We start from the raw sequence: 22,767 nt of genomic DNA on the forward strand, positions 1-22,767 counted from the left end.
GCCATGGCACAGTCTGTTGCGCCCGCCACCGCCGCACCGGCCATCACCCCCATCTCGCTCACGGCCATCGCCCCCTGGGCGCTCTTCTTCGGCGTTCTGATGCTGGTTCTGCTCTACTTCGTCGGCGCGGAGCAGGGCGCCACCTCGCTCATCTCCGGCGAGAACGTCCACGAGTGGGTCCACGACGGACGCCATCTGCTCGGATTCCCCTGCCACTAGAACTTCTTCAGAGCTCAGGGGAAACACCATGAACTCCATATCTGTCAGAGGCCTGCTCGGCCGCGGCATGCTCGCGGGCCTGGTCGCCGGCGTCTTCGCTCTCGTCGTCGCGTATCTGCTCGGTGAGTCCCCTGTGGACGCCGCCATCGCGTTCGAGGAGAGCCACAGCCATGAGCACGGCGGCGGCGAGGAACTCGTCAGCCGCGCCATGCAGTCCACGGGCGGTCTCGCCACGGGCGTACTGGTCTTCGCCGTCGCGATCGGCGGCATCGCCGCCCTCGCGTTCGCTGTCGCGCTGGGCCGCATCGGCCGGTTCGGACCGCGCGCCACAGCCTTGCTGGTCGCTCTCGGCGCGCTGCTGAGCGTGTACGTCGTGCCGTTCCTCAAGTACCCGCCGAACCCACCGGCCGTCGGTGACCCCGACACGATCGGCCAACGAACAACGCTGTACTTCCTGATGATCCTGCTCAGCGTCCTGCTCTCGGTCGCCGCGGTGATCCTCGGCAAGCGTCTGGCTCCCCGTCTTGGCAACTGGAACGCGACCGTCGCCGCCGCGGCCGCGTTCGTCGTCGCCGTCGGTCTCGCCTTCGCCTTCCTGCCCTCGTTCAACGAGGTGCCGAAGGGCTTCCCGGCAACCGTGGTCTGGGAGTTCCGGCTGGCCACGCTCGCCATCCAGGTCACGGTCTGGACCGTCTTCGGACTGGTCTTCGGTCACCTCGCCGAACGGCTCCTCACCCCGGAGGCTGCCGCGCAGGAGGGGAAGGTCGCATCGCGGGCGACAGCCGCCGCGAACTGACCGAGCTGGGCCTCCGCCCCGGACCCCGCGCCTCAATCTCCCGCCAGACTTCGTCTGGCGGGAGATTGAGGACACGGCCGAAGGCCGTACTGGGGGTCCCCCCACGCCCGCAGGGCGTAGGGGACGGGTCTGCGGGCGCAGCCCCCGGTTATCCCGCAGACGCCTCCACCGCGTCCGCCACAGCGTCGAAGAAGCGTGCGTGCGCGAGGTGGCTGCACGGAATCTCGGGGTTCCACGGCACCAGCCGCGCCCGTCCCGCCACAGGCCGCCACGCCTCGATCGCGCTGAGCCGGTCGACCGGCAGAGCATTGGCGCGTACGTCGCTCAGCACGATGTCCGGCCGCAGCGACACGGCCGCGGTCCAGTCGACGGTGGACCAGCTGGCGCCCGGTCCGCACTCGGGCTCCACGAGGCCGATACCGCAGTCGGCCAGCGCCCGCAGGTCCGCCCAGGCTCGGGGCCTGGCGAGGTGGACACTGTCCCGGGTGGCGGGCGACAGCGCCAGTACGCGTAACCCGGCGGCCCGGGCCGCGAGGGTACGTAACCGGCCTTCCGCACGGGCGAGTTCCACCGCACCCGAGCTGTCGGCGTCCGCTCCGAGCGACCGGGCGAGCGCCGTGAACCGGTCGCGCACGTCACCGAGTGAGCGGCCCTGCCCCACGTCGAAAACCACCACCGGGACCCGTTCCTCGATGTACTTCGCCGTGTCCGGATCCAGGCCGTACACCTGATCGGTGCCGTAGGCGACGGCGACCACCAGGTCGGGGTCCGCCCGCAGGACCGCGTCCGCGTCCACGCGTGATCCCGACCCGAGATAGGCGATGTCCCCTACGGGCAGGGGGCCGGCCTTGGCCGGGTCTGCGGTGTCGCCGTCGTGGTTGGAACCGAAGATGCCCACCGGGCGAATGCCGTGGTCGAAGAGTGTCGCCCCGGCCTGGATGTAGGCGACCGGCCTCGACGGTGTGGTTGCCGCTGCCGCCAGGCGGCCGCGGTCGTCCAGGAATTCCCAGTCCTTCTTACGCGCCATACCGTCCCCACCCCTGCCTATTGCCGGTTACAGATCGCGACGCCTCCCCCGAGGGCATCGACGTTTGACTGCCCGGCGGGCTCGGCGGTCACTCATGCGGACCGTCGCCGTTTCAACCGCCTCTTGCTTCAACGACCCTGTGGCTCAACGACCCTGTGGCTCAACGGCCTTGGGCCGCAGCCGCGGGCAGCGACACCTCGAAGCGGCAGCCGCCCGTCACATTGCGTACGTCGGCGTGGCCCGCGTGCGCCTCGACGATGCCGCGGACGATGGCGAGGCCGAGACCCGCGCCGGCCGGGGGCGTACGGGCCTGCGTGCCGCGCCAGCCCGTGTCGAAGACGCGGGGCAGGTCCTCCTCCGGGATGCCGCCGCAGCCGTCGGTGACGGACAGCACCACCCACTCCTCGCGGCGCTCGGCGGCGACGGCGACCGTGCCGTCGGCCGGGGTCCGGCGAATCGCGTTGACCAGGAGGTTCGCCAGGACGCGGGTCATCTCCTTGCCGTCCACCTCGACCGGGAACGGCTCGACACGGTCCCCGACGAGGCGTACGCCGTACTCGCGGGCGAGCGGGTCCGCCCCGGCGAGCGCCTCGCCGACCAGGTCGTACACCGACATCGGGGTGGGTGTGAGGGCCAGCGTGCCCGCGTGGATGCGGGAGAGCTCGAAGAGGTCGCCGACCATGGAGTTGAGGCGGTCGACCTCGGTGCGGATCTGGCGGAAGTAGCGCTCTGGATCCTGGACGACGCCGTCCTCCAGGGCCTCGGACATCGCGCGCAGCCCGGCCAGTGGAGTGCGCAGATCGTGCGAGATCCAGGCGACGAGCTCGCGGCGGGAGGTCTCCAGGGCGCGTTCGCGCTCGCGGGAGGCGGCGAGCCGGTCGCTGGTGGCGGCGAGTTCGCGGCTGAGTGCGGCCAGTTCGGCGGTGGACGCCCCGTCGGGGGCGGCGAAGGAGCCGCCGTCGCCGAACGAGCGTGCTGCCAGGGTGAGTTCACGGCTGCGGGCGACGACCCAGCGGCCGAGCAGCAGCGCGGTGGCGAGCGAGACGACCGCCGCCATCGCGACGACCGTGGTGACGACGGTGAGGTCGTGCGCGGACAGGAACATGGCCTGGGCGACCGCGAGCGTACCGGCGAGCATGGCGGTGACCGCGACGGCGGCGACGACGGTGAGGGAGACGGCGACGGACCGGTGGCGCAGCAGACGCAGGGTCAGCGCGCCGAGGAGGCCGACGGCCGCGGCCCCGAGGAAGGCGAAGAGCGCGATGAGGAGCATGTCCCGCACGGTGATCAGGCCTCTTCTCGTGGTGCGTGGCCGTTTGGAACGTGGCCGTGCGGTGCGTGGCCGTGCGGTGCGTGGCCGTGCGATGTGCCGTCGCCCGGGGAGGCGTCCTCCGGCACGTCGAAGCGGTAGCCCACGCCCCACACCGTCTGGATCAGCCGCGGCCTGGCCGGATCGTCCTCGATCTTGCCGCGCAGCCGCCGCACATGAACCGTGACGGTGGACAGATCGCCGAACTCCCAGCCCCACACGTCCTGCATCAGCCGCTCCCGCCCGATCGCCTCCCCCGGGTGCCGCATCAGATGCGCGAGCAGGTCGAACTCCCGCAGGGTCAGGCCCAGTTCACGCCCGTCCTTGGTGGCCCGCCGCGCCGCCGGGTCCAGCACGATGCCCGCGGCCGCCAGTTCGGGCCCCGCCCGCCGCTCCCCCGCCGCTCCGCCCCGGCGCAGTACGGACTCGACCCGGAGCACCAGCTCGCGCGGGCTGAACGGCTTGGTGACATAGTCGTCCGCGCCTACTTCGAGCCCCAGGATCCGGTCGTCCTCGTCGCCGCGCGCGGTCAGCATGATCACCGGCACGGCGGCGGGCGCGCCGGCCCGGAGCCTGCGGCACACCTCCAGGCCGTCCATGCCCGGCAGCATCAGATCGAGGACGACCAGATCGGGCAGCCGGGCGGCGGCGAGCCGGAGCGCCTGGGGCCCGTCGGCGGCCCGGTCCACGGTGAAGCCCGCGCGCTCCAGATAGCCGGTGACGACCTCGGCGACGGTCGGATCGTCGTCGACGACCAGAATGTTGTGCATACCGCCAGTGTCCTCGTACGGAGCACGGTCCACGGCACGCGTCGCCTTACGAAACCATGACGCCCGAAGAGTCGCCCGAAGAACTGGGTCCTGCGAAACCGCAGACGTCCGATTCGTTCAAGACCGCAGGTCCGGGCCCTGCCTACGGTGAGGTCATGACTCCACGACTCGATGCGATCGGCCTCGTCGTCGCCGACATGGCCGCCTCGCTCGCCTTCTACCGCCGGCTCGGCCTGGACATCCCCGCCGAAGCCGACTCCGCGCCCCACGCCGAGGCGACGCTGCCGAGCGGGCTGCGCGTGCTGTGGGACACCGAGGAGACCGTCCGCTCCTTCGACCCCGGGTGGACCCGGCCCACCGCCGGCGGCGAGCGTCTCGGTCTCGCCTTTCTCTGTGGCAGCCCCGCCGAGGTGGACTCGGTGTACGCCGAGCTGATCGAGGCCGGCTACCACGGGCACCGGAGGCCCTGGGACGCCTTCTGGGGACAGCGTTACGCGCTCGTCCTGGACCCCGACGGCTGTGCCGTCTCGCTGTTCGCCAGCGCGGAATAAGCCCCCAGGGTGATTCCGGCCAGATCGCGCATCTCGCGGGCGAGGTGCGCCTGGTCGGCGCAGCCCGCGGCGAGTGCCGCTTCGGCGTACGGCACACCTTCCCGTACGAGCGTCAGTGCACGCTGCAACCGCAGCACCCGGGCCAGCGTTTTGGCCCCGTAGCCAAAGGCGTCCAGGGAGCGGCGGTGCAGCTGGCGCGCGCCGAGGCCGATGGCGTCCGCCGCGCCCGCGACCGTGCCGCCCGCCATCAGGCGGCGCACCACCTCGCCCAGCAGCGGATCGGGCGGGCCGGCCGCGGCCGCACGGCGCAGCGCCACGTCCTCCAGCTCCGCCACCGGGTCCGCGGCCTCGTCGATCCGCTCGGCGAGGCGCCGGGCCTCGGCGCCGCCCCACAGGTCGGCGAGCTCGACCCGGCGGTCGCGCAGCTCGTGGGCCGGTACGCCGAGGAACGCGGGCGCGGTCCCGGGCGCGAAGCGGACGCCCGCGTACCGCAGGACGGGCGCGCCCTCGGGGATGTGGGCGTGGGTGTCGGGTCCCGCCACGAGGAGGCGGCCGTCGGTCCACAGCAGGTCCATGCAGCCGTCGGACAGCACGGGGTGGGCGGCGTCGGCGCGGGTGTCGATCGTCCGCGTCCAGACGACGGCGCCGTCGAGCCGCGACCGCCGTTCCTCGTACATGACACCGAGGCTAATCCCTCCCGAACGGCGCGGAATTGATCAAGAATGCCGACCGCCGCTACTCCTTGGACTCCTTGTCACGGCCGTTGTCGCGGTGCTCCTTCTCACGGTGCTCCCGGGTCGAGTGCAGCCGGGACTTCACATCGTCCGGCGGCAGGAACCGCGACCACCGCTCCGGGAACTCCGAGGGCATGTCCCCGTTGTCCGCGTCGTCCTCGTCCTCGTCGTCGTCCTCTTCCGCGAAGACGTGATGCGCCTTCGCCCGGGCCAGGACCTCCGCCGCGTGGGCAGCGCGGACGCGTTCGTTGGCCGCACGGGCCGCGGCCGTGGCCACCGACGGCCAGACACGGTCGATCGCGGCATTGACCGCCGCCCCCACCAGGACCGCGAAGGCTGTGAGGCCGATCCACAGCAGGACGGCGATCGGGGCGGCGAGCGAGCCGTAGATCGTGGGGCCCTCGACCGTGCTGGTGAGGTAGATGCGGAGCAGGAAGCTGCCGAACACTCCCATTCCGAGCGCCACCAGCGCTCCGGGGACGTCCTCGATCCACGGGGACCGGACGGGGACGGACACGTGGTAGAGCGTGGTCAGGAACGCGATCGAGAGCAGGCTGACCACCGGCCAGTACAGGACGCTGACGACTTCCGTGCCCCACGGGATGAACTCCACCACCCGGTCCGGGCCGACGACCGCCAGCGGCAGCACCACCGCGCCGATCAGCAGGGCCACGATGTAGAGCAGGAAGGCGAGCAGCCGGGTGGCGACGATGCCGCGCTGGCCGTCGAGGCCGTACATCACGGTGATGGTGTCGATGAAGACGTTCACCGCCCGCGATCCCGACCAGAGGGCGATCGCGAAGCCGATCGAGATGATGTCGGGACGGCCGCCGTGGGTGACGTCCTCCAGCAGGGGCTTGGCGATCTCGTTGACACCCCGGTCGGACAGCACCGTGCCGACCGCGCCCAGGATGTTCTCCTCGATCGAGGCGACGGTGGTGGTGTTGGTCCAGTTGTCGATATAGCCGAGGAGACCGATCATGCCGAGCATCAGCGGCGGCAGGGACAGCAGCGTGAAGAACGCCGCCTCGGCGGCGAGGCCCAGGATGCGGTACTCGATGCACGAATTGACCGTGTCTTTCAGCAGCAGCCATGCCATCTTCCGCTTGGAGACGTTGCGATAGAGGACTCGGGCCCGGTGGAGTCGGCCCGATGGCCGCTCGGGTGTTTCATTTGCTGCCTGCACCTCCTTACCGTATCGGCATGGCAGCTACCACCCACACAGTGACCAACCAGGCTCCGCCCCTGGTGGGGTACGACGTCTACACATCCGACCAGGCGCTCACCGAGGGCGTGGAGCGGCATGTCGCGCCGGAACTCCTCGACGAGGCGCGGGCAGAGCTCACGGAGCTCGGCACCACCGCGGGCTCCGCGCAGGCCCAGGAGTGGGGGGTGCAGGCCAACGAGAATCCGCCGAAACTGCGGACGCACGACCGGTACGGGAACCGGATCGACGAGGTCGAGTTCCACCCGGCCTGGCACCGGCTGCTGGGCCACGGCGTCTCCGCGGGTCTGACGAACGCCTGGGGCAGGCCGGCCGGGCATGTGCGGCGCGCGGCCGGGTTCCTGGTGTGGACGCAGGCCGAGGCCGGGAACGGCTGTCCGCTGTCGATGACGCACGCCTCCGTCCCCGCGCTGCGTACGGACCCGGCGCTGGCGGCCGAGTGGGAGCCGCGGCTGACCTCGCAGGTGTACGAGGAGGGGCTGCGGCCTGCCTCGCTGAAGGCGGGGTCGCTGTTCGGGATGGGGATGACGGAGAAGCAGGGCGGCAGCGACGTCAGGGCCAATACGACGCGTGCCGAGCCCGTCGCCGGTGACGGGGAGTATGTGCTCACCGGTCACAAGTGGTTCTGCTCGGCTCCGATGAGTGACGGTTTTCTGGTACTCGCGCAGGCGGCCGGGGGCTTGACCTGTTTCCTGGTGCCTCGGGTGCTGGAGGACGGGACGAGGAACGTGTTCCGGATCCAGCGGCTCAAGGACAAGCTGGGCAACAAGTCCAACGCGTCGAGCGAGGTCGAGTTCGACGGGACGTGGGCTCGCCGGGTCGGCGACGAAGGGCGCGGGGTTCGCACGATCATCGAGATGGTGGCGGCGACCCGGCTGGACTGCGTCGTCGGATCGGCCGCGCTGATGCGGCAGTCGGTGGCGCAGGCGATCCACCACAGCGCGTACCGCAGCGCGTTCGGCGGGCTGTTGATCGACAAGCCGCTGATGCGCAACGTACTGGCCGATCTGGCACTGGAGTCGGAGGCGGCCACGACACTGGCGCTGCGGCTCGCCGCGGCGTACGACGCCGATACGGAGGAGGAGCGGGCGTTCTTGCGCCTGGCAGTGCCGGCGGCCAAGTACTGGGTGACCAAGCGGTGTACGCCGACGGTGGCCGAGGCGCTGGAGTGTCTGGGCGGCAATGGCTACGTCGAGGAGTCGGGGCTGCCGCGGCTGCTGCGCGAGTCGCCGCTCAACTCGATCTGGGAGGGCTCGGGCAACGTACAGGCACTGGACGTCCTGCGGGCGCTCTGGGGGTCCCCCCACGCCGCAGGGCGTAGGGGGAGAGAGCCGCAGGCGCTGAACGCGTTCCTGCAGGAGGTCGGCACGGCGCGGGGCGCGGACCACCGGCTGGACGGGGCGATCAAGGACCTGCTGACCGAGCTGGCCGATCTGAACGGCATCGAGGCGCGGGCGCGCCGGCTGGTCGAGCGGATGGCCCTGGTGCTTCAGGGGTCGCTACTGGTGCGCTGGGCGCCGCCGGAGGTCGCGGATGCGTTCTGCGCGTCGCGGCTCGGCGGGGACTGGGGCGCGGCGTTCGGCACGCTGCCGCACACGCTGGATCTGGCGTCGGTCGTGGACCGGGCACGAGCGGTGGTCTGACAGCCGGTCGTGGAGCGGCGCGAGCCGTGGCCGACGGTCGCGGGCCGCGCCGGCTCGGGGGGCGCGATCGTCGAGCGGCGCGAGCCGCAGTTCGCCGCGTCGGGAAGTTTGTCGGGGTGGTGCTGCGCCGACACGGCACCACCCCGCGCTCCGTCATGCGCCCACAGCAAAGCGGTGCGGTGCATGACGAACCACCGGAACGAACCGGTGCTCCGTCAGCCTCGTACACACGCACCCCCGTTCGCGAGGGTTGCAAAAGGTTGCAGCTTTGTGCGCCGTATCGCCACGGCTCTCGCCCAGGAGGGGCACGATTGTGCCAGCCCCCCGCACTCGGACGCTGGCCTCGCCCAGGAGGACCCCAGTGCAAACGACATCACTCGACATGGCCAGACTCGCCGCCATGGACAGCGCGGAGGCTGCCCGACTGCTGAAGGGAGTGCGGGACGCCACTCTCAACGGCCGCCCGTCGCGTGTCGGCCCGCGGGCGGACATCGAGGAGTCCTGGCAGCGGATGCTGCGCGGGGGCGTGGATCCCGACCGGGGCCGAAGGGCCGGGCTGCTGCCGCTGGAGGAGTTGGAACGCCGTCGGCACGCCTCGCCACTGCGGGAGGTGCTGCCCGTCCTGCGGGACGGTCTGGTGTCGATCGCCGACGCGGCGCAGCACATCATGGTCGTCGCGGACACCGAGGGAAAGCTGCTCTGGCGCGAGGGCAAGGCGACCGTGCTGCGCAAGGGCGACTCGCACGGCTTCGTGCTGGGGGCCGACTGGAACGAGGATCTCGTCGGCACCAACGGCATCGGCACCCCCCTCGTCTCCCGGCGGCCGGTCCAGGTGCACTCCGCCGAGCACTTCGTCTCCGCCAACCACATGTGGACCTGTGCGGGAGCACCAGTCACCGATCCGCGCGACGGCAGGCTGATCGGTGTCGTCGACATCAGCGGACCGGTGTCCACCATGCATCCGGCGACCCTCTCGCTGGTCACCTCGGTCACCCGGCTCGCCGAGGCCGAGCTGCGCAACCGGCATTTCGCGGTGCTGGACCGGCTGCGCGGTGTGGCGGCCCCGCTGCTCGCGAGGCTGGCCGGCCGGGCACTGGCCGTGGATGTGAACGGCTGGCCCGCCGCGGTCACCGGCATGCCGCCGACCGGGCGGCTGCCGCTGCCGAAGTCCATCGGCGGCGGCCGGCTCTGGCTGCCCTCACTCGGCATGTGCACGGTCGAGCCGCTGCCCGGCGGCTGGCTGGTGCGGGTGGACGAGGAGCGTTCCCCGGCGGCACCGGCCCGGGTGGTGCTGGATCTGAGCAGATCACGGCGGCCCTTGGTCACCGTCTCGGGCGACGCGGGCAGCTGGGCGCAGGAGCTCAGCCCGCGCCATGCCGAGCTGCTGTATGTGCTGGCCCTGCACCGGGACGGGCGCAGCGCCGTGCAGCTGGCGCAGGACATCTTCGGGGACGGGACGCGGACGGGGACGGTACGGGCCGAGATGTCGCGGCTGCGGCGGCATCTGGCGCCGGTCCTCGCCCACCGCCCGTACCGCTTCGTCGAGGACGTCGAGGTGGAGCTGGTGCGGCCGGAGCAGCCGGCCGAGCTGCTGCCGCACTCCACGGCCCCGGCTGTGCGCCGCGCCCACCTCGGTCCTCAATGGTCCGATTCTCAATGATCCGGTCCTCAATGATCCGCGGACGCGGCTTTGGCCTGATCAGCACGTCGTGATTCCCTGGCGGGCATGAGCATCACCGTGACCACCTGGTCCCTGGAACAGACCTCGCCCGCGGATCTGCGGCCGGCCGCCGCGCCCGAAGGGGATGTGCGCATCGTCCGCGCCGAGGTGCCGTCCCCGGAGTTCAGCCGCTTTCTGTATACGGCCGTCGGCGGTGACATCCAATGGAACGACCGGCTCGGCATGACGTACGCACAGTGGGAGGAGCTGCTCGCCAGGCCGGGCACCGAGACCTGGGTGGCGTACGACAAGGGCACCCCGGCCGGCTATGCGGAGCTTCAGGCGCAGGAGGGCGGCTCGGTCGAGATCGTCTACTTCGGGCTGATCCTGCCGTTCCGGGGCCGCCGGATCGGCGGCCATCTCCTGTCGTACGCGGTCGCCAGGGCCTGGGACCTGGCGGAGCGATGGCCGGGGCTGACGCCGGCGAAGCGGGTCTGGCTGCACACCTGCTCCAAGGACGGCCCGCACGCCATGGACAACTATCTGCGGCGCGGCTTCACTCTCTTCGACACAGTGGTCGACGAGGAGTCCGAATCGGTCGCTCCCGGTCCCTGGCCCGGCGCTCACCGCTGAGTGACGGGCAACACATCGTCTCACGATGCAGGACGGTGTTGTCCACATTCTGGATAACGGTGGACTGCCGTCGGATCGCCGTGACACGCTTCCGTCATGTCTCGAGCTGGAATTGCCTTGGTGAGTCGGCGGCACGTCGACCTCGGCCGCATGTCCAGCGCCATCTGTCCGGTCTGCTGAAAGACCAGCACAGCCGAGCATTCCGTACCCCGTTGAACCTCCTGCGCACCGCCGCGCCCCCGCGCGAGTGTGCAGCTGAGAGCCGCCCTCCTGCAGTCTCGAAGGACATACCGCCATGGCCGCCACCTCCGAAAAGCCCGCCTCCGCCACGCCCCGCCGCAAGGCCGGACGCCACCGCGGCGAGGGCCAGTGGGCCGTTGGCCATATGACGCCGCTGAACGCCAACGAGCAGACCAAGAAGGACGACGACGGTCTCAATGTGCGGACACGCATTGAGACGATCTACGCCCACCGAGGCTTCGACTCGATCGACGGCGCCGACCTGCGCGGCCGGATGCGCTGGTGGGGGCTCTACACCCAGCGCAAGCCCGGGATCGACGGCGGCAAGACCGCGATCCTGGAGCCGGAGGAGCTGGACGACAAGTACTTCATGATGCGCGTCCGCATCGACGGCGGCCGGCTGACCACCGAGCAGCTGCGCGTCATCGGTGAGATCTCGCAGGAGTTCGCGCGCGGCACCGCCGACCTCACGGACCGGCAGAACGTCCAGTACCACTGGATCCGCATCGAGGACGTCCCGGAGATCTGGAACCGTCTCGAGGCCGTGGGCCTGTCGACGACCGAGGCCTGCGGCGACACCCCACGCACCATCCTCGGCTCGCCGGTCGCCGGTATCGCCGCGGACGAGATCGTCAACGGCACTCCGGCGATCGAGGAGATCCACCGCCGGTTCATCGGCAACAAGGCGTTCTCCAACCTGCCCCGCAAGTTCAAGACAGCGATCTCCGGCTCCCCGCTGCTGGATGTGGCCCACGAGATCAACGACATCGCCTTCGTCGGTGTCGAACACCCGGAGCACGGCCCCGGCTTCGACCTCTGGGTCGGCGGCGGACTGTCCACCAATCCCAAGCTCGGGGTGCGCCTCGGTGCCTGGGTGCCGCTGGACGAGGTCCCGGACGTCTGGGAAGGCGTCATCTCGATCTTCCGCGACTACGGCTACCGGCGGCTGCGCACCCGCGCCCGCCTGAAGTTCCTGGTCGCCGACTGGGGCGCCGAGAAGTTCCGCCAGGTTCTCGAGGACGAGTACCTGAAGCGCAAGCTGATCGACGGCCCCGCCCCGGCGCAGCCCGTACAGCAGTGGCGCGACCACGTCGGTGTGCACCGGCAGCAGGACGGACGTTTCTACGTCGGGTTCGCACCGCGCGTCGGCCGGGTCGACGGCGCCACGCTCACCAAGATCGCCGAGGTGGCGGACGCGCACGGCTCGGGCCGGCTGCGTACCACCGTCGAGCAGAAGATGATCGTGCTCGATGTCGAGGAGTCGCAGGTCGAGTCGCTTGTGGCCGGTCTTGAGGCACTGGACCTGCGGGTCAACCCGTCGCCGTTCCGGCGTGGCACGATGGCCTGCACCGGCATCGAGTTCTGCAAGCTGGCCATTGTCGAGACCAAGGCCCGTGGCGCCTCGCTGATCGACGAACTCGAGCGCCGCATCCCCGAGTTCGACCAGCCGATCACCATCAACATCAACGGCTGCCCCAACGCCTGCGCCCGTATCCAGGTCGCGGACATCGGTCTCAAGGGCCAGCTGATGCTGGACGACGAAGGCAACCAGGTCGAGGGCTTCCAGGTGCACCTGGGCGGCGCGCTGGGCCTGGAGCCCGGCTTCGGCCGCAAGGTCCGCGGTCTGAAGGTCACTTCGGCCGAGCTGCCGGACTATGTCGAGCGCGTCCTCAAGCGCTTCCAGGCGGAGCGCGAGGACGGCGAGCGCTTCGCGACCTGGGCGGCGCGTGCGTCCGAGGAGGCTCTGTCATGAGTGAGAGGGCTGCCCCCTTCTACTGCCCGTACTGCGGCGACGAGGACCTGCGTCCGAACGAGCAGGGCCACGGCGCATGGGAATGCGGGGCGTGCAATCGAGCCTTCCAGTTGAAGTTCCTCGGTCTGCTGACCCGGGGACTTCAGCGCAATGACGGTGGAGGGGACGAGATATGACGGCGGTTCAGACCAATCTCAAAGAGCTCGCGGAGCAGGCCGGGCGGGACCTCGAAGAGGCCTCCGCCCTGGACATTCTGAAGTGGGCGGCCGACACCTTCGGGCCGCGCTTCTGCGTCACGTCCTCGATGGAGGACGCGGTGGTCGCCCATCTCGCCTCCCGTGTCTTCCCCGGCGGCAGCCCGGTCGACGTAGTCTTCCTCGACACCGGCTACCACTTCCCGGAGACGATCGGGACGCGGGACGCCGTGGATGCGGTGATGGACGTCAACGTCATCACGCTCACCCCGCGGCAGACCGTGGCCGAGCAGGACGCCGAGTACGGCCCCAGGCTGCACGACCGCGACCCCGACCTGTGCTGCGCGCTGCGCAAGGTCAAGCCGCTCGAAGAGGGCCTGACCGGGTACGACGCGTGGGCGACGGGCCTGCGCCGCGACGAGTCCCCGACCCGGGCGAACACCCCGGTCGTCGGCTGGGACGAGAAGCGGCAGAAGGTCAAGATCTCGCCGATCGCCCGCTGGACGCAGGACGACGTGGACGCGTACGTCGCCGAACACGGCGTCCTCACCAACCCGCTGCTGATGGACGGTTACGCCTCCGTGGGCTGCGCGCCCTGCACCCGCCGGGTGCTGGAGGGCGAGGACGCACGCGCCGGCCGCTGGGCCGGCCGGGGAAAGACCGAATGCGGGCTGCACGGCTGATGAACGACGACGAGAAGCAGCGGGAGAAGCACGTGACTGGGGCCACCATCTGGCTCACCGGTCTGCCGAGCGCGGGCAAGACCACCATCGCCTACGAGCTGGCGGACCGGCTGCGCGCCGACGGCCACCGGACCGAGGTGCTCGACGGCGACGAGATCCGCGAATTCCTCTCCGCGGGCCTCGGCTTCAGCCGCGAGGACCGCCACACCAACGTCCAGCGGATCGGCTTCGTCGCCGAACTCCTCGCGTCCAACGGCATCAAGGCGCTGGTGCCGGTGATCGCCCCGTACGAGGACAGCCGCGAGTCCGTGCGCAAGCGCCACCAGACCGAGGGCACCGCGTATCTGGAGGTGCATGTCGCCACTCCGGTGGAGGTGTGCTCCGTACGCGATGTGAAGGGTCTGTACGCCAAGCAGGCGGCCGGCGAGATCAGTGGTCTTACCGGCGTCGACGACCCGTATGAGGAGCCGCAGAACCCGGATCTGCGGATCGAGTCGCACACCCAGACCGTGCAGGAGTCCGCGGCGGCACTTCACGCGCTGCTCACCGAGAGGGGCCTCCTGTGAGCGACGCACGTGCGGCCGCCGGGCCGCAGACGAATACGAATGCCGCGCCTCTGCGCCGCTCGGGCGGAGAAGCAAACGAAAGGGGTGCAGCATGACGACCGCCGCCACTGTTCACGAGGGCACTGACAGCCCCTACGCCCTGTCGCACCTGGACGCTCTGGAGTCCGAGGCGGTGCACATCTTCCGCGAGGTGGCGGGCGAGTTCGAGCGGCCGGTGATCCTCTTCTCAGGCGGCAAGGACTCGATCGTCATGCTGCATCTGGCGCTGAAGGCGTTCGCGCCGGCCGCGATCCCCTTCACGCTGCTGCATGTGGACACCGGGCACAACTTTACCGAGGTGCTGGAGTACCGCGACCGCGTGGTGGCCGCACATGGGCTGCGGCTCCATGTGGCCTCCGTACAGGACTACATCGACCGTGGTGTGCTCCGCGAACGCCCCGACGGGACGCGTAACCCGCTGCAGACCGTGCCGCTGACCGAGGCCATCCAGGAGCACCGCTTCGACGCGGTGTTCGGCGGTGGCCGCCGGGACGAGGAGAAGGCGCGCGCCAAGGAGCGGGTGTTCTCGCTGCGGGACGAGTTCTCGCAGTGGGACCCGCGCCGGCAGCGGCCCGAGCTGTGGCAGCTCTACAACGGCCGCCACGCGCCCGGCGAGCATGTGCGAGTCTTCCCGCTGTCCAACTGGACCGAGCTGGACGTCTGGCAGTACATCGAACGCGAGAAGATCGAGCTGCCCGAGATCTACTTCGCGCACGAGCGCGAGGTCTTCCAGCGCTCCGGCATGTGGCTGACCGCCGGTGCGTGGGGCGGCCCGAAGGAGTCCGAGAGCGTCGAGACGCGGCTGGTGCGCTACCGCACCGTCGGCGACATGTCCTGCACCGGCGCCGTCGACTCCGACGCCACCACGCTGGACGCCGTGATCACCGAGATCGCCGCATCCCGGCTCACCGAGCGGGGCGCGACCCGCGCCGACGACAAGATGTCCGAGGCCGCGATGGAAGACCGCAAGCGCGAAGGGTACTTCTAGCCATGACCACACGTGACATCCAGTTGGCCGAGCAGCTCTCGGCCACCACCCTGCTGCGCTTCGCCACCGCCGGCTCCGTCGACGACGGCAAGTCCACCCTCGTCGGGCGACTGCTGCACGACTCCAAGTCGATCCTCACCGACCAGCTGGAAGCCGTCGAGCACGCCTCCCGCTCGCGTGGCCAGGAGACCCCGGACCTGGCGCTGCTCACCGATGGTCTGCGGGCCGAGCGGGAGCAGGGCATCACCATCGATGTCGCGTACCGCTACTTCGCGACGCCGCGCAGGCGGTTCATCCTCGCCGACACCCCCGGGCATGTGCAGTACACCCGGAACATGGTCACCGGCGCGTCCACTGCCGAGCTGGCCGTCGTGCTGGTCGACGCCCGTAACGGCGTGGTCGAGCAGACCCGCCGCCATGCCGCGGTCGCCGCCCTGCTGCGCGTCCCGCATGTCGTCCTAGCCGTCAACAAGATGGACCTCGTCGACTACGCCGAGCCCGTCTTCGCCGCGATCGCCGAGGAGTTCACCGCGTACGCCGCTTCCCTGGGCGTCCCCGAGATCACCGCGATCCCGATCTCGGCGCTGGCCGGTGACAACGTGGTGGACCCCTCCGCGAACATGGACTGGTACGGCGGCCCGACCGTACTGGAGCACCTGGAGACGGTCCCGGTCAGCCACGATCTGACGGGCTGCCACGCCCGGCTGCCGGTGCAGTACGTGATCCGTCCGCAGACCGCCGAGCACCCCGACTACCGGGGCTACGCGGGGCAGATCGCCGCGGGCACGTTCCGGGTCGGCGAGCAGGTGACCGTCCTGCCGGCGGGCCGCACTTCGAAGATCGCCGGGATCGACCTGCTGGGCCAGTCGGTGGACATCGCCTGGACCCCGCAGTCCGTCACCCTCCTGCTCGAGGACGACATCGACATCTCGCGGGGCGACCTGATCGTGCCGAGCGGCGACGCGCCCGCGACCACGCAGGACGTCGAGGCGACGGTCTGCCATGTCGCGGACCAGCCGCTCGCCGTCGGCCAGCGGGTGCTGCTCAAGCACACCACCCGCACGGTGAAGGCGATCGTCAAGGAGATCCCGTCCCGGCTGACCCTCGACGACCTGTCCCAGCACCCGAACCCCGGGCAGCTGGTCGCCAATGACATCGGCCGGGTCAAGATCCGTACCGCCGAGCCGCTCGCGCTCGACTCGTACGCCGACTCCCGCCGTACCGGGTCGTTCCTGCTGATCGACCCCGCGGACGGCACCACGCTGGCGGCCGGCATGGCGGGGGACTCGTTCACCGCGACCGCCGAGGCCGTGCAGGTGACCGACGACGAGGGGTGGGACTTCTGATGTCCACCGACTTCTACGCGACGTTCGCGAAGGAGGGCGGCCGCGTCGGCAGCGGCGCCCTCGGCGCGGGCACGGGCGGGGTTGCGCGATGTGCGCGATGACGTACGCGCACTGCCTGCGCGCCCGCACCCCCCGCACCCTGCACAAACGAAGATATGCCGACTTCCCGGCCGCGTCCGAAGTGACGTAAGAACCGGGCCTCCGAGAGGAAACCCTCCCGTGCCTGCCACCCGTACCACCCTGCGTCGCAGCCTCGCCGCGGCCGCCGCCCTGCCGCTGCTGATCGGCGCGCTCGCCTCTTGCGGCTACGGCTCCGAGGCCAAGAAGGACGACGGCAAGAAGGCCAACGTCGCCGCCGGCGGTAAGAAGCTCTCCGCCGACACCGTGAAGATCGGCTACTTCCCGAACCTCACGCACGCCACCGCTCTGGTGGGCCTCCAGGAAGGCCTCATCGCGAAGGAGCTGGGCGGCACCAAGGTTGCCCCCCAGGCTTTCAACGCCGGTCCGTCCGAGATCGAGGCCCTCAACGGGGGCAGCATCGACATCGGCTTCATCGGCCCCTCCCCCTCCATCAACGGTTACACGAAGGCCAAGGGCCAGAACCTGCAGATCGTCTCCGGCTCCGCATCGGGTGGCGTGAAGCTGGTCGTCAACCCGGACAAGATCAAGACCCTGGACGACGTCAAGGGCAAGAAGATCGCCACCCCGCAGCTGGGCAACACCCAGGATGTCGCCTTCCTCAACTGGATCTCCGAGAAGGGCTGGAAGGTCGACGCCCAGAGCGGCAAGGGCGACGTCTCCGTGGTCCGTACGGACAACAAGGTGACCCCGGACGCCTACAAGTCCGGTGCCATCGACGGCGCCTGGGTGCCGGAGCCGACCGCGTCCAAACTGGTCTCCGAGGGCGCGAAGGTGCTGCTCGACGAGTCCACCCTGTGGCCCGACAAGAAGTTCGTGATCACGAACATCATCGTGAAGCAGAGCTTCCTCAAGGAGCACCCGGACGTCGTCGAGGCCGTACTGCGCGGCACCGTGAAGACCAACGAGTGGATCAACGCCAACCCGGACAAGGCGAAGGCCTCGGCCAACGCCGCCCTCAAGGAGGAGACCGGCAAGGAGCTCCCCGCCAAGGTCATCGACCTGGCCTGGCCGAGCATCCAGATCACCAATGACCCGCTGGCCGCCACGCTGAACACGCAGGCGCAGCACTCGGTCGCGTCCGGTCTGCTGAAGGAACCCGACCTGAAGGGGATCTACGACCTGACGCTCCTCAACAAGGTGCTCAAGGCCGCAGGGCAGCCCGAGGTCACCGACGCCGGTCTCGGCGTCAAGTAGTCCACCCGCCCACGTTCCCAGGAGGTGACGACCATGGCCACCACCCTCACCAAGGACAAGGCCCAGGCCGATGACCGTGCCGCGGTGACACACGCCGCCCGTATCGAGCATGTCTCGAAGTCCTTCGGCGGTCCGTCCGGGCGGCAGCTTGTGCTGGACGACATCACCCTTGATGTCGCGCCGGGCGAGTTCGTCACCCTCCTGGGGGCGTCGGGGTGCGGTAAGTCCACCCTGCTCAACCTGGTCGCGGGGCTCGACCGCCCGACCGCGGGGACCATCGAGACCCCCGGCGGGCGGCCCGCCCTGATGTTCCAGGAGCACGCACTCTTCCCGTGGCTGACCGCGGGCAAGAACATCGAACTGGCGCTGCGGCTGCGCGGCGTCGCCAAGTCCGAGCGGCGCGCCGAAGCGGAGCGCCTCCTTGAGCTGGTACGGCTCCAGGGCGCGTACGGCAAGCGGGTGCACGAGCTCTCCGGCGGCATGCGCCAGCGCGTGGCGCTGGCGCGTGCGCTGGCGCAGGACAGCGAACTGCTGCTGATGGACGAGCCGTTCGCCGCGCTCGACGCCATCACCCGGGACGTCCTGCACGACGAGCTGACGCGGATCTGGCGCGAGACGAACGTCTCGGTCCTGTTCGTCACCCACAACGTCCGCGAGGCCGTGCGGCTCGCCGAGCGTGTGGTGCTGCTGTCCTCCAGGCCGGGCCGGATCGCGCACGAGTGGACCGTGGACATCCCGCAGCCGCGCCGTATTGAGGACGCCGACGTCGCGGAGCTGTCCGTCGAGATCACTGAACAACTGCGTGGGGAGATCCGCCGCCATGGCCAGCACTGAGGTTCGCGACGACGTCGCAAAGGCAGGCACGAAGGCCGACGACCTCGCCGGCCTCGAAGCCGGCCTGGACGCACTGGACGCCGTACAGGTCCATCGCACCCCGGTGCACCAGGTGCTGCTGCAGAAGGTGCTGCCGCCCATCCTGGCCGTGGCCCTCGTGCTGGTCGTCTGGCAGGTGCTGGTCTGGGCGAAGGTCACCGAGGACTACAAGCTGCCCGCCCCGTCCTCGGTGTGGGACAGCGTGGCCGAGCAGTGGGTACAGGGCACGCTGCTCGATGTCGTCTGGACCAGCGTCTCGCGTGGCCTGTTCGGCTTTGTGCTGGCACTCGCCATCGGCACCCCGCTCGGACTGCTCGTCGCCCGGGTGAAGTTCGTCCGTGCGGCGATCGGACCGATCCTCTCCGGCCTCCAGGCGCTGCCCTCGGTCGCCTGGGTGGCTCCGGCGGTGATCTGGCTCGGCCTCAACGACTCGATGATGTACGCGGTGATCCTGCTCGGCGCGGTCCCCTCGATCGCCAACGGGCTGGTCTCCGGAGTGGACCAGGTGCCGCCGCTGTTCCTGCGGGCGGGCCGGACCCTGGGCGCCATCGGGTACCGGGGCATCTGGCACGTGGTCATGCCGGCCGCGCTGCCCGGCTATCTGGCGGGCCTCAAGCAGGGCTGGGCGTTCTCCTGGCGCTCGCTGATGGCCGCCGAGATCATCGCGTCCTCGCCCGATCTGGGCCTGGGGCTCGGCCAGTTGCTGGAGAACGGGCGCAACAACGCCGACATGCCCGGCGTGCTGCTCGCCATCATCCTCATCCTGATCGTCGGCATCGCCATCGACCTGCTGATCTTCAGCCCGCTGGAGCGGCGGGTGCTGCGCAGCCGCGGTCTCCTCGTCAAGAACTGAGCACCTCCATGCGCAGCCCTGTTCTCCTCGTCATCGCCCACGGCAGCCGCGACCCGCGGCATGCGGCGACCGTGCACGCCCTGGTGGAGCGGGCCAGGTCGCTGCGGCCGGGGCTGCGCGTGGAGACGGGCTTCCTGGACTTCAACGCCCCTGCCGTACCGCGGGTGCTGGAGCGGCTGGCCGCCGAGGGCGTCGAGGATGTGGTCGCGCTGCCGCTGCTGCTGACCCGCGCCTTCCACGCCAAGGCCGACATCCCCGCCGTACTGCACGAGGCGTCGGCGCGCCTGCCGCGCCTGCGGATCCGCCAGGCCGAGGTCCTCGGCCCGTCGCCGCTGCTGCTGTCCGCCCTGGAGCGACGGCTGTACGAGGCGGGGCTCGACCCGTCCCGTAAGCGCTCGACCGGCCTGGTGCTGGCCTCGGCGGGCTCCACAGACCCGGAGGCGATCGCAGTGATCGCTGAAATCGCGCGGGAGCTGCGGCACACCGGTTGGTGCGCCGTGCGGCCTGCGTTCGCCTCCGCATCCCTTCCCCGCACCGAGGACGCGGTAGGACAACTGCGGGCCGAGGGCGTCCGCCGGGTGGCGGTGGCTCCGTACGTCATCGCTCCCGGCCGCCTCCCGGACCGTATCGCCGCCGGGGCCCGCGAGGCGGACGTCATCGCCGATGTCCTCGGCGCTGCACCGGAGTTGGCACGGCTGCTGCTGCGGCGCTTCGACGAGGCGCGGGTCGAGGAGCGGGTCGCGGCGGCGGGCTGAGCGGCGGCTGAGCACGGCTGGCCGAGCACGGCTCGCTGAGCACGGCTCGCTGAGCACGGCGGCTAGGGCGTCCAGCGCGGGTCGCGGCCGGAGCCGGCCAGGGCGCGCTCGAAGGCAGGGGCCGAGTCCGGCAGCGGTACGGGATCGGTGAAGCCGCCGTACTGACGGTAGACCTCGGCGTGCTCGTCGACGACGGACAGGACCAGCGCCGCGGCATCGTCGGAGATCCGGCACTGCTGCCCGGTCGCGTGGGCCAGGTCCCAGCCGTGGACGGCCAGTTCCTTGGTGATCAGCGCGGCGATCTCGGGTGCGGGCATCGAGGTGAAGCCCAGGTCCACGTCGCCCTTCCAGACGGCCGGGTCGGACCAGGCGGCGACGGCGCGGTCCAGCTGGGCGGCGTACCGCTCGGCCCAGTCGGCGTCGGCGGTGAAGTCGCGACTGGTGAGCTCGTCGGGGAGCTGCTTGCGCAGGGCGCGGTGTTCGAGGCCGTGGGAGGAGTAGAGCACGAGATGACTGACGAGTCCGCGGACGTCCCACTCCTTGCAGGGCGTCGGCGCGGACAGCTGGTCGGCGGTGACGCCGCGGGCGATGCGGGCGGCTTCGCTCGCGCACTCGGTCAGGTAGGGGTACACGCTGTCCATGTCCATGCCCGGCACCCTAGGGACGGGCGCGGGGCATGGTCTTGAACAAACGCGACGGCCGGGCGGGCCGGTCCCCCCGTCAGTCAAAGTTCAGGCTGCCGGTGCGGGTGCGCTTCAGCTCGAAGAAGTCCCGGTGTCCGGCGATGACCCGGAAGCTGTCGAAGAGCCGCGCCGCCTCCTCGCCACGCGGGACGGAGTTGAGCACCGGGCCGAACCAGACCGTGCCGTCGACATGGATGGTGGGCGTGCCGACATAGGCGTCGGCCGCCGGGTCCTTGCCCGCGTCGTGGCTGCGGCGCACCGCTTCGTCGTACGACTCGTCGTGCGCCGCCTTGGCGAGCGACGCGGGCAGGCCGAGTTCGGCCAGGGACTGGGCGATCACCTCGTCGAAGTCCTCGGTCTTGCGCTCGTGGATGCGGGTGCCGAAGGCGGTGTAGAGGCCGCGCAGGATCGTGTCGCCGTGCTGCTCGGCCGCGGCGACCGCCACCCGTACGGGACCGATCGACTTGTCGACCAACTCTCGGTACCACTGAGGCAGTTCATTGCCGATGTTGTGCAGATACAGACTCATCGGCCGGAAGTTCAGCGCGATGTCGCGCTGCCGCTCGACCTCCAGCATCCAGCGAGAGGTAATCCAGGCGAAAGGGCAGGCGGGGTCGAACCAGAAATCGACTGCGATGTTGTTCTTCTCAGTGGTCATGCCAGTGGTCACGTCAGTGGTCACGTCAGTGGTCATGCCTTGAGGCTAGCCATGAAGTGGCCCGGAATCCTGGGCCACTCACGAGCTGATTCACTGGTCCATTTCGGCGTCGACGAGCGCGGTCAGCTCGGCGACGGACATCGAGCCGGCTGCCCTGCGCTCGCGGGCGAAACTGTTCGCCACGCGCTGGAGGACGTCATTGACGGGCGTCGGAACGCCATGCAGTCGGCCCAACAGGGCGATCTCGCCGTTGAGGTAGTCGGCCTCGATCGTGCCCGTGCCGCGGTTGAGCGACTGCCAGGACGAGCCGCCGCCGCGCTCGGAGCCGCAGAGGGGCTCGAGCCGGACCTTCTCGGCGCGGGCCCGTATCTGCTCCTCCTCGCCGGCGGCCTCGATGCCCGCGGCCAGTACCAGCACATCGTCCTCGCGCAACTCGCCCAGCTGCTGCGGTCCTTCGACAACGGGCAGCCGGTGAGTGTGCCTGCCGTCGGGTGTGGTCAGCCGCAGACCGCCGTCGCGCACGGTGCTGTGTCCGACGCCGGGCACCGGCTCGCTCGCACATCTGGAGGAGAACCTGGACGCGGGCGCGATCCGGCTCTCGGAGGAGGATCGCGCCGCCCTTCGGTGATCGGTCTTCCGTGATCGGCCTTCGGCGATCAGCCTTCACTCACGCGTCAGCTCCGCCAGTTTGACGACGGTGTTCCAGTTGCGGCTGGTGGCGACGGTGCCCCTGAACAGGCTCGGCTTTCCGAGCGCTTCGGCGAGTTTGGAGCGGCCGAGGCCGTTCGGCGCGTACAGATACAGCGCCCGGTCACCGAGCCGGAACTCCTCCGGCAGATACGCCGCCGCGTCGATCGACGCGAGCCGCTCGGGGCCGACCGGCTCCGAGAAGTAGATGACGTGCAGCTGCTTGCCCTCCAGCGACGCGGCGGGAAAGGGGCACGCCTCGGCCACCGCGCGCAGATACGGACCGCTGCGCACCAGGCAGTCGACGCCGAAGCCGAAGCGCTTCGCGATGGCCCGTTCCAACGCGGCACAGATGGCGTTCTCGTCGTCCGAGTCGCTGGTGAAGACGGCATTGCCACTCTGTAGATACGTGGCGACGTCGCCGTGGCCCAGTTCCGTGAGCAGTTCGCGGAGTTGGGCCATCGGCACCTTCTTGTGCCCGCCCACGTTGATTCCGCGCAGGAGTGCCGCATACCTCGTGGTCATGGGCACACCATAGGACGGCCGC

The 22,767-nt window shown here is 70.3% G+C and carries 25 protein-coding genes and 1 pseudogene; 17 read left to right on the forward strand and 9 right to left on the reverse strand.

Going from position 1 to position 22,767, the window contains the following annotated elements; all coding sequences use genetic code 11:
* The first annotated feature begins 3 nt into the window (after positions 1-3).
* Together QFZ67_RS08315 and QFZ67_RS08320 are read left to right on the forward strand one after the other, a co-directional pair.
* On the forward strand, positions 4-219 hold the full coding sequence (locus QFZ67_RS08315) for a CbtB-domain containing protein (RefSeq protein WP_307660457.1): 216 nt from the start codon (positions 4-6) through the stop codon (positions 217-219).
* A gap of 28 nt (positions 220-247) precedes the next feature.
* A complete protein-coding gene (locus QFZ67_RS08320) occupies positions 248-1,015 on the forward strand; it encodes a CbtA family protein (RefSeq protein WP_307660458.1) in 768 nt (255 codons plus the stop codon).
* 148 nt (positions 1,016-1,163) lie between these two features.
* On the opposite strand, the gene QFZ67_RS08325 is transcribed toward QFZ67_RS08320, so the two are convergent.
* The 3 genes from QFZ67_RS08325 to QFZ67_RS08335 all read right to left on the reverse strand — a co-directional run bounded on the left by QFZ67_RS08325 (position 1,164) and on the right by QFZ67_RS08335 (position 4,121).
* Positions 1,164-2,042, reverse strand: a complete 879-nt coding sequence (locus QFZ67_RS08325; RefSeq protein ID WP_307660459.1) for an ABC transporter substrate-binding protein — start codon at positions 2,040-2,042, stop codon at positions 1,164-1,166.
* Positions 2,043-2,202: 160 nt separating this feature from the next.
* Complete coding sequence (locus QFZ67_RS08330) at positions 2,203-3,324, reverse strand: sensor histidine kinase KdpD (protein ID WP_307660460.1); 1,122 nt, start codon at positions 3,322-3,324, stop codon at positions 2,203-2,205.
* 5 nt (positions 3,325-3,329) lie between these two features.
* Positions 3,330-4,121: a response regulator transcription factor gene (locus QFZ67_RS08335; protein ID WP_307660461.1), complete on the reverse strand. Its 792-nt coding sequence runs from the start codon at positions 4,119-4,121 to the stop codon at positions 3,330-3,332.
* A 155-nt stretch (positions 4,122-4,276) separates the two neighbouring features.
* On the opposite strand from QFZ67_RS08335, the gene QFZ67_RS08340 reads away from it, so the two are divergent.
* Positions 4,277-4,672 (forward strand): VOC family protein, encoded by a 396-nt coding sequence (locus QFZ67_RS08340; protein WP_307660462.1) that lies wholly within the window; start codon positions 4,277-4,279, stop codon positions 4,670-4,672.
* On the opposite strand, the gene QFZ67_RS08345 is transcribed toward QFZ67_RS08340, so the two are convergent.
* Complete coding sequence (locus QFZ67_RS08345; RefSeq protein WP_307660463.1) at positions 4,612-5,349, reverse strand: DUF6597 domain-containing transcriptional factor; 738 nt, start codon at positions 5,347-5,349, stop codon at positions 4,612-4,614. The genes QFZ67_RS08340 and QFZ67_RS08345 overlap by 61 nt on opposite strands.
* A gap of 58 nt (positions 5,350-5,407) precedes the next feature.
* The gene (locus QFZ67_RS08350) at positions 5,408-6,592 is read right to left on the reverse strand and encodes a YihY/virulence factor BrkB family protein (RefSeq protein ID WP_307660464.1); all 1,185 of its coding nucleotides are present in this window, start codon (positions 6,590-6,592) and stop codon (positions 5,408-5,410) included.
* 17 nt (positions 6,593-6,609) lie between these two features.
* Here QFZ67_RS08350 and QFZ67_RS08355 point away from each other — a divergent pair, with 17 nt between their 5' ends.
* The 14 genes from QFZ67_RS08355 to QFZ67_RS08415 all read left to right on the forward strand — a co-directional run bounded on the left by QFZ67_RS08355 (position 6,610) and on the right by QFZ67_RS08415 (position 20,192).
* Positions 6,610-8,274: an acyl-CoA dehydrogenase family protein gene (locus tag QFZ67_RS08355; protein ID WP_307660465.1), complete on the forward strand. Its 1,665-nt coding sequence runs from the start codon at positions 6,610-6,612 to the stop codon at positions 8,272-8,274.
* A 361-nt stretch (positions 8,275-8,635) separates the two neighbouring features.
* Positions 8,636-9,934 carry a GAF domain-containing protein gene (locus QFZ67_RS08360; RefSeq protein ID WP_373429968.1) on the forward strand — a complete coding sequence of 433 codons (1,299 nt, stop codon included), beginning with the start codon at positions 8,636-8,638 and terminating at the stop codon, positions 9,932-9,934.
* Positions 9,935-10,000: 66 nt separating this feature from the next.
* Positions 10,001-10,567 (forward strand): GNAT family N-acetyltransferase, encoded by a 567-nt coding sequence (locus QFZ67_RS08365; RefSeq protein ID WP_307660466.1) that lies wholly within the window; start codon positions 10,001-10,003, stop codon positions 10,565-10,567.
* 96 nt (positions 10,568-10,663) lie between these two features.
* Positions 10,664-10,747: a putative leader peptide gene (locus QFZ67_RS39070; RefSeq protein WP_351448512.1), complete on the forward strand. Its 84-nt coding sequence runs from the start codon at positions 10,664-10,666 to the stop codon at positions 10,745-10,747.
* Positions 10,748-10,862: 115 nt separating this feature from the next.
* Complete coding sequence (locus QFZ67_RS08370; protein WP_307660467.1) at positions 10,863-12,560, forward strand: nitrite/sulfite reductase; 1,698 nt, start codon at positions 10,863-10,865, stop codon at positions 12,558-12,560.
* Positions 12,557-12,736: a hypothetical protein gene (locus QFZ67_RS08375; protein ID WP_307660468.1), complete on the forward strand. Its 180-nt coding sequence runs from the start codon at positions 12,557-12,559 to the stop codon at positions 12,734-12,736. The genes QFZ67_RS08370 and QFZ67_RS08375 overlap by 4 nt, the downstream gene beginning before the upstream one ends.
* Positions 12,733-13,437: a phosphoadenylyl-sulfate reductase gene (locus QFZ67_RS08380; RefSeq protein WP_307660469.1), complete on the forward strand. Its 705-nt coding sequence runs from the start codon at positions 12,733-12,735 to the stop codon at positions 13,435-13,437. Before QFZ67_RS08375 ends, QFZ67_RS08380 begins: the two co-directional genes overlap by 4 nt.
* Positions 13,419-14,003, forward strand: a complete 585-nt coding sequence (cysC, locus tag QFZ67_RS08385) for an adenylyl-sulfate kinase (RefSeq protein ID WP_307660470.1) — start codon at positions 13,419-13,421, stop codon at positions 14,001-14,003. Before QFZ67_RS08380 ends, cysC begins: the two co-directional genes overlap by 19 nt.
* Before the next feature lie 91 nt (positions 14,004-14,094).
* Positions 14,095-15,030 (forward strand): sulfate adenylyltransferase subunit CysD, encoded by a 936-nt coding sequence (gene cysD, locus QFZ67_RS08390; RefSeq protein WP_307660471.1) that lies wholly within the window; start codon positions 14,095-14,097, stop codon positions 15,028-15,030.
* 2 nt (positions 15,031-15,032) lie between these two features.
* On the forward strand, positions 15,033-16,376 hold the full coding sequence (locus QFZ67_RS08395; protein ID WP_307660472.1) for a sulfate adenylyltransferase subunit 1: 1,344 nt from the start codon (positions 15,033-15,035) through the stop codon (positions 16,374-16,376).
* A 219-nt stretch (positions 16,377-16,595) separates the two neighbouring features.
* Positions 16,596-17,711: an aliphatic sulfonate ABC transporter substrate-binding protein gene (locus tag QFZ67_RS08400; RefSeq protein ID WP_307660473.1), complete on the forward strand. Its 1,116-nt coding sequence runs from the start codon at positions 16,596-16,598 to the stop codon at positions 17,709-17,711.
* Between the two features lie 33 nt (positions 17,712-17,744).
* The gene (locus QFZ67_RS08405; RefSeq protein WP_307660474.1) at positions 17,745-18,545 is read left to right on the forward strand and encodes an ABC transporter ATP-binding protein; all 801 of its coding nucleotides are present in this window, start codon (positions 17,745-17,747) and stop codon (positions 18,543-18,545) included.
* On the forward strand, positions 18,532-19,437 hold the full coding sequence (locus tag QFZ67_RS08410) for an ABC transporter permease (RefSeq protein ID WP_307660475.1): 906 nt from the start codon (positions 18,532-18,534) through the stop codon (positions 19,435-19,437). Before QFZ67_RS08405 ends, QFZ67_RS08410 begins: the two co-directional genes overlap by 14 nt.
* An 8-nt stretch (positions 19,438-19,445) precedes the next feature.
* The gene (locus QFZ67_RS08415; protein WP_307660476.1) at positions 19,446-20,192 is read left to right on the forward strand and encodes a sirohydrochlorin chelatase; all 747 of its coding nucleotides are present in this window, start codon (positions 19,446-19,448) and stop codon (positions 20,190-20,192) included.
* A 62-nt stretch (positions 20,193-20,254) separates the two neighbouring features.
* On the opposite strand, the gene QFZ67_RS08420 is transcribed toward QFZ67_RS08415, so the two are convergent.
* The 4 genes and pseudogenes from QFZ67_RS08420 to QFZ67_RS08440 all read right to left on the reverse strand — a co-directional run bounded on the left by QFZ67_RS08420 (position 20,255) and on the right by QFZ67_RS08440 (position 22,745).
* Positions 20,255-20,839: a TIGR03086 family metal-binding protein gene (locus QFZ67_RS08420; protein WP_307660477.1), complete on the reverse strand. Its 585-nt coding sequence runs from the start codon at positions 20,837-20,839 to the stop codon at positions 20,255-20,257.
* A 73-nt stretch (positions 20,840-20,912) separates the two neighbouring features.
* Entirely contained in the window at positions 20,913-21,533 is a 621-nt protein-coding gene (locus tag QFZ67_RS08425) for a DsbA family protein (RefSeq protein WP_307665769.1), read from the reverse strand.
* Between the two features lie 90 nt (positions 21,534-21,623).
* Positions 21,624-21,959 (reverse strand): annotated as a pseudogene (locus tag QFZ67_RS08430) (ketopantoate reductase C-terminal domain-containing protein); the annotation flags it as partial.
* A 237-nt stretch (positions 21,960-22,196) separates the two neighbouring features.
* Positions 22,197-22,745 carry a DUF1697 domain-containing protein gene (locus QFZ67_RS08440; RefSeq protein WP_307660478.1) on the reverse strand — a complete coding sequence of 183 codons (549 nt, stop codon included), beginning with the start codon at positions 22,743-22,745 and terminating at the stop codon, positions 22,197-22,199.
* Between the last annotated feature and the right edge of the window lie 22 nt (positions 22,746-22,767).

It is taken from the genome of Streptomyces sp. V1I1 (assembly GCF_030817355.1).
In the GTDB taxonomy this organism is placed as follows: Bacteria; Actinomycetota; Actinomycetes; order Streptomycetales; family Streptomycetaceae; genus Streptomyces.

Excerpts from the sequence above, each read along its gene's own strand:
- QFZ67_RS08345 (WP_307660463.1), bottom strand. The coding sequence starts at position 5,349 with ATGTACGAGGAACGGCGGTCGCGGCTCGACGGCGCCGTCGTCTGGACG.
- QFZ67_RS08340 (WP_307660462.1), top strand. The coding sequence starts at position 4,277 with ATGACTCCACGACTCGATGCGATCGGCCTCGTCGTCGCCGACATGGCC.
- QFZ67_RS08370 (WP_307660467.1), top strand. The coding sequence starts at position 10,863 with ATGGCCGCCACCTCCGAAAAGCCCGCCTCCGCCACGCCCCGCCGCAAG.
- QFZ67_RS08415 (WP_307660476.1), top strand. The coding sequence starts at position 19,446 with ATGCGCAGCCCTGTTCTCCTCGTCATCGCCCACGGCAGCCGCGACCCG.
- QFZ67_RS08440 (WP_307660478.1), bottom strand. The coding sequence starts at position 22,745 with ATGACCACGAGGTATGCGGCACTCCTGCGCGGAATCAACGTGGGCGGG.
- QFZ67_RS08375 (WP_307660468.1), top strand. The coding sequence starts at position 12,557 with ATGAGTGAGAGGGCTGCCCCCTTCTACTGCCCGTACTGCGGCGACGAG.
- QFZ67_RS08355 (WP_307660465.1), top strand. The coding sequence starts at position 6,610 with ATGGCAGCTACCACCCACACAGTGACCAACCAGGCTCCGCCCCTGGTG.
- QFZ67_RS08335 (WP_307660461.1), bottom strand. The coding sequence starts at position 4,121 with ATGCACAACATTCTGGTCGTCGACGACGATCCGACCGTCGCCGAGGTC.
- QFZ67_RS08425 (WP_307665769.1), bottom strand. The coding sequence starts at position 21,533 with ATGACCACTGAGAAGAACAACATCGCAGTCGATTTCTGGTTCGACCCC.
- QFZ67_RS08315 (WP_307660457.1), top strand. The coding sequence starts at position 4 with ATGGCACAGTCTGTTGCGCCCGCCACCGCCGCACCGGCCATCACCCCC.
- QFZ67_RS08380 (WP_307660469.1), top strand. The coding sequence starts at position 12,733 with ATGACGGCGGTTCAGACCAATCTCAAAGAGCTCGCGGAGCAGGCCGGG.
- QFZ67_RS08405 (WP_307660474.1), top strand. The coding sequence starts at position 17,745 with ATGGCCACCACCCTCACCAAGGACAAGGCCCAGGCCGATGACCGTGCC.
- QFZ67_RS08320 (WP_307660458.1), top strand. The coding sequence starts at position 248 with ATGAACTCCATATCTGTCAGAGGCCTGCTCGGCCGCGGCATGCTCGCG.
- QFZ67_RS08410 (WP_307660475.1), top strand. The coding sequence starts at position 18,532 with ATGGCCAGCACTGAGGTTCGCGACGACGTCGCAAAGGCAGGCACGAAG.
- cysC (WP_307660470.1), top strand. The coding sequence starts at position 13,419 with ATGCGGGCTGCACGGCTGATGAACGACGACGAGAAGCAGCGGGAGAAG.
- QFZ67_RS08365 (WP_307660466.1), top strand. The coding sequence starts at position 10,001 with ATGAGCATCACCGTGACCACCTGGTCCCTGGAACAGACCTCGCCCGCG.
- QFZ67_RS08325 (WP_307660459.1), bottom strand. The coding sequence starts at position 2,042 with ATGGCGCGTAAGAAGGACTGGGAATTCCTGGACGACCGCGGCCGCCTG.
- QFZ67_RS39070 (WP_351448512.1), top strand. The coding sequence starts at position 10,664 with ATGTCTCGAGCTGGAATTGCCTTGGTGAGTCGGCGGCACGTCGACCTC.
- cysD (WP_307660471.1), top strand. The coding sequence starts at position 14,095 with ATGACGACCGCCGCCACTGTTCACGAGGGCACTGACAGCCCCTACGCC.
- QFZ67_RS08395 (WP_307660472.1), top strand. The coding sequence starts at position 15,033 with ATGACCACACGTGACATCCAGTTGGCCGAGCAGCTCTCGGCCACCACC.
- QFZ67_RS08420 (WP_307660477.1), bottom strand. The coding sequence starts at position 20,839 with ATGGACATGGACAGCGTGTACCCCTACCTGACCGAGTGCGCGAGCGAA.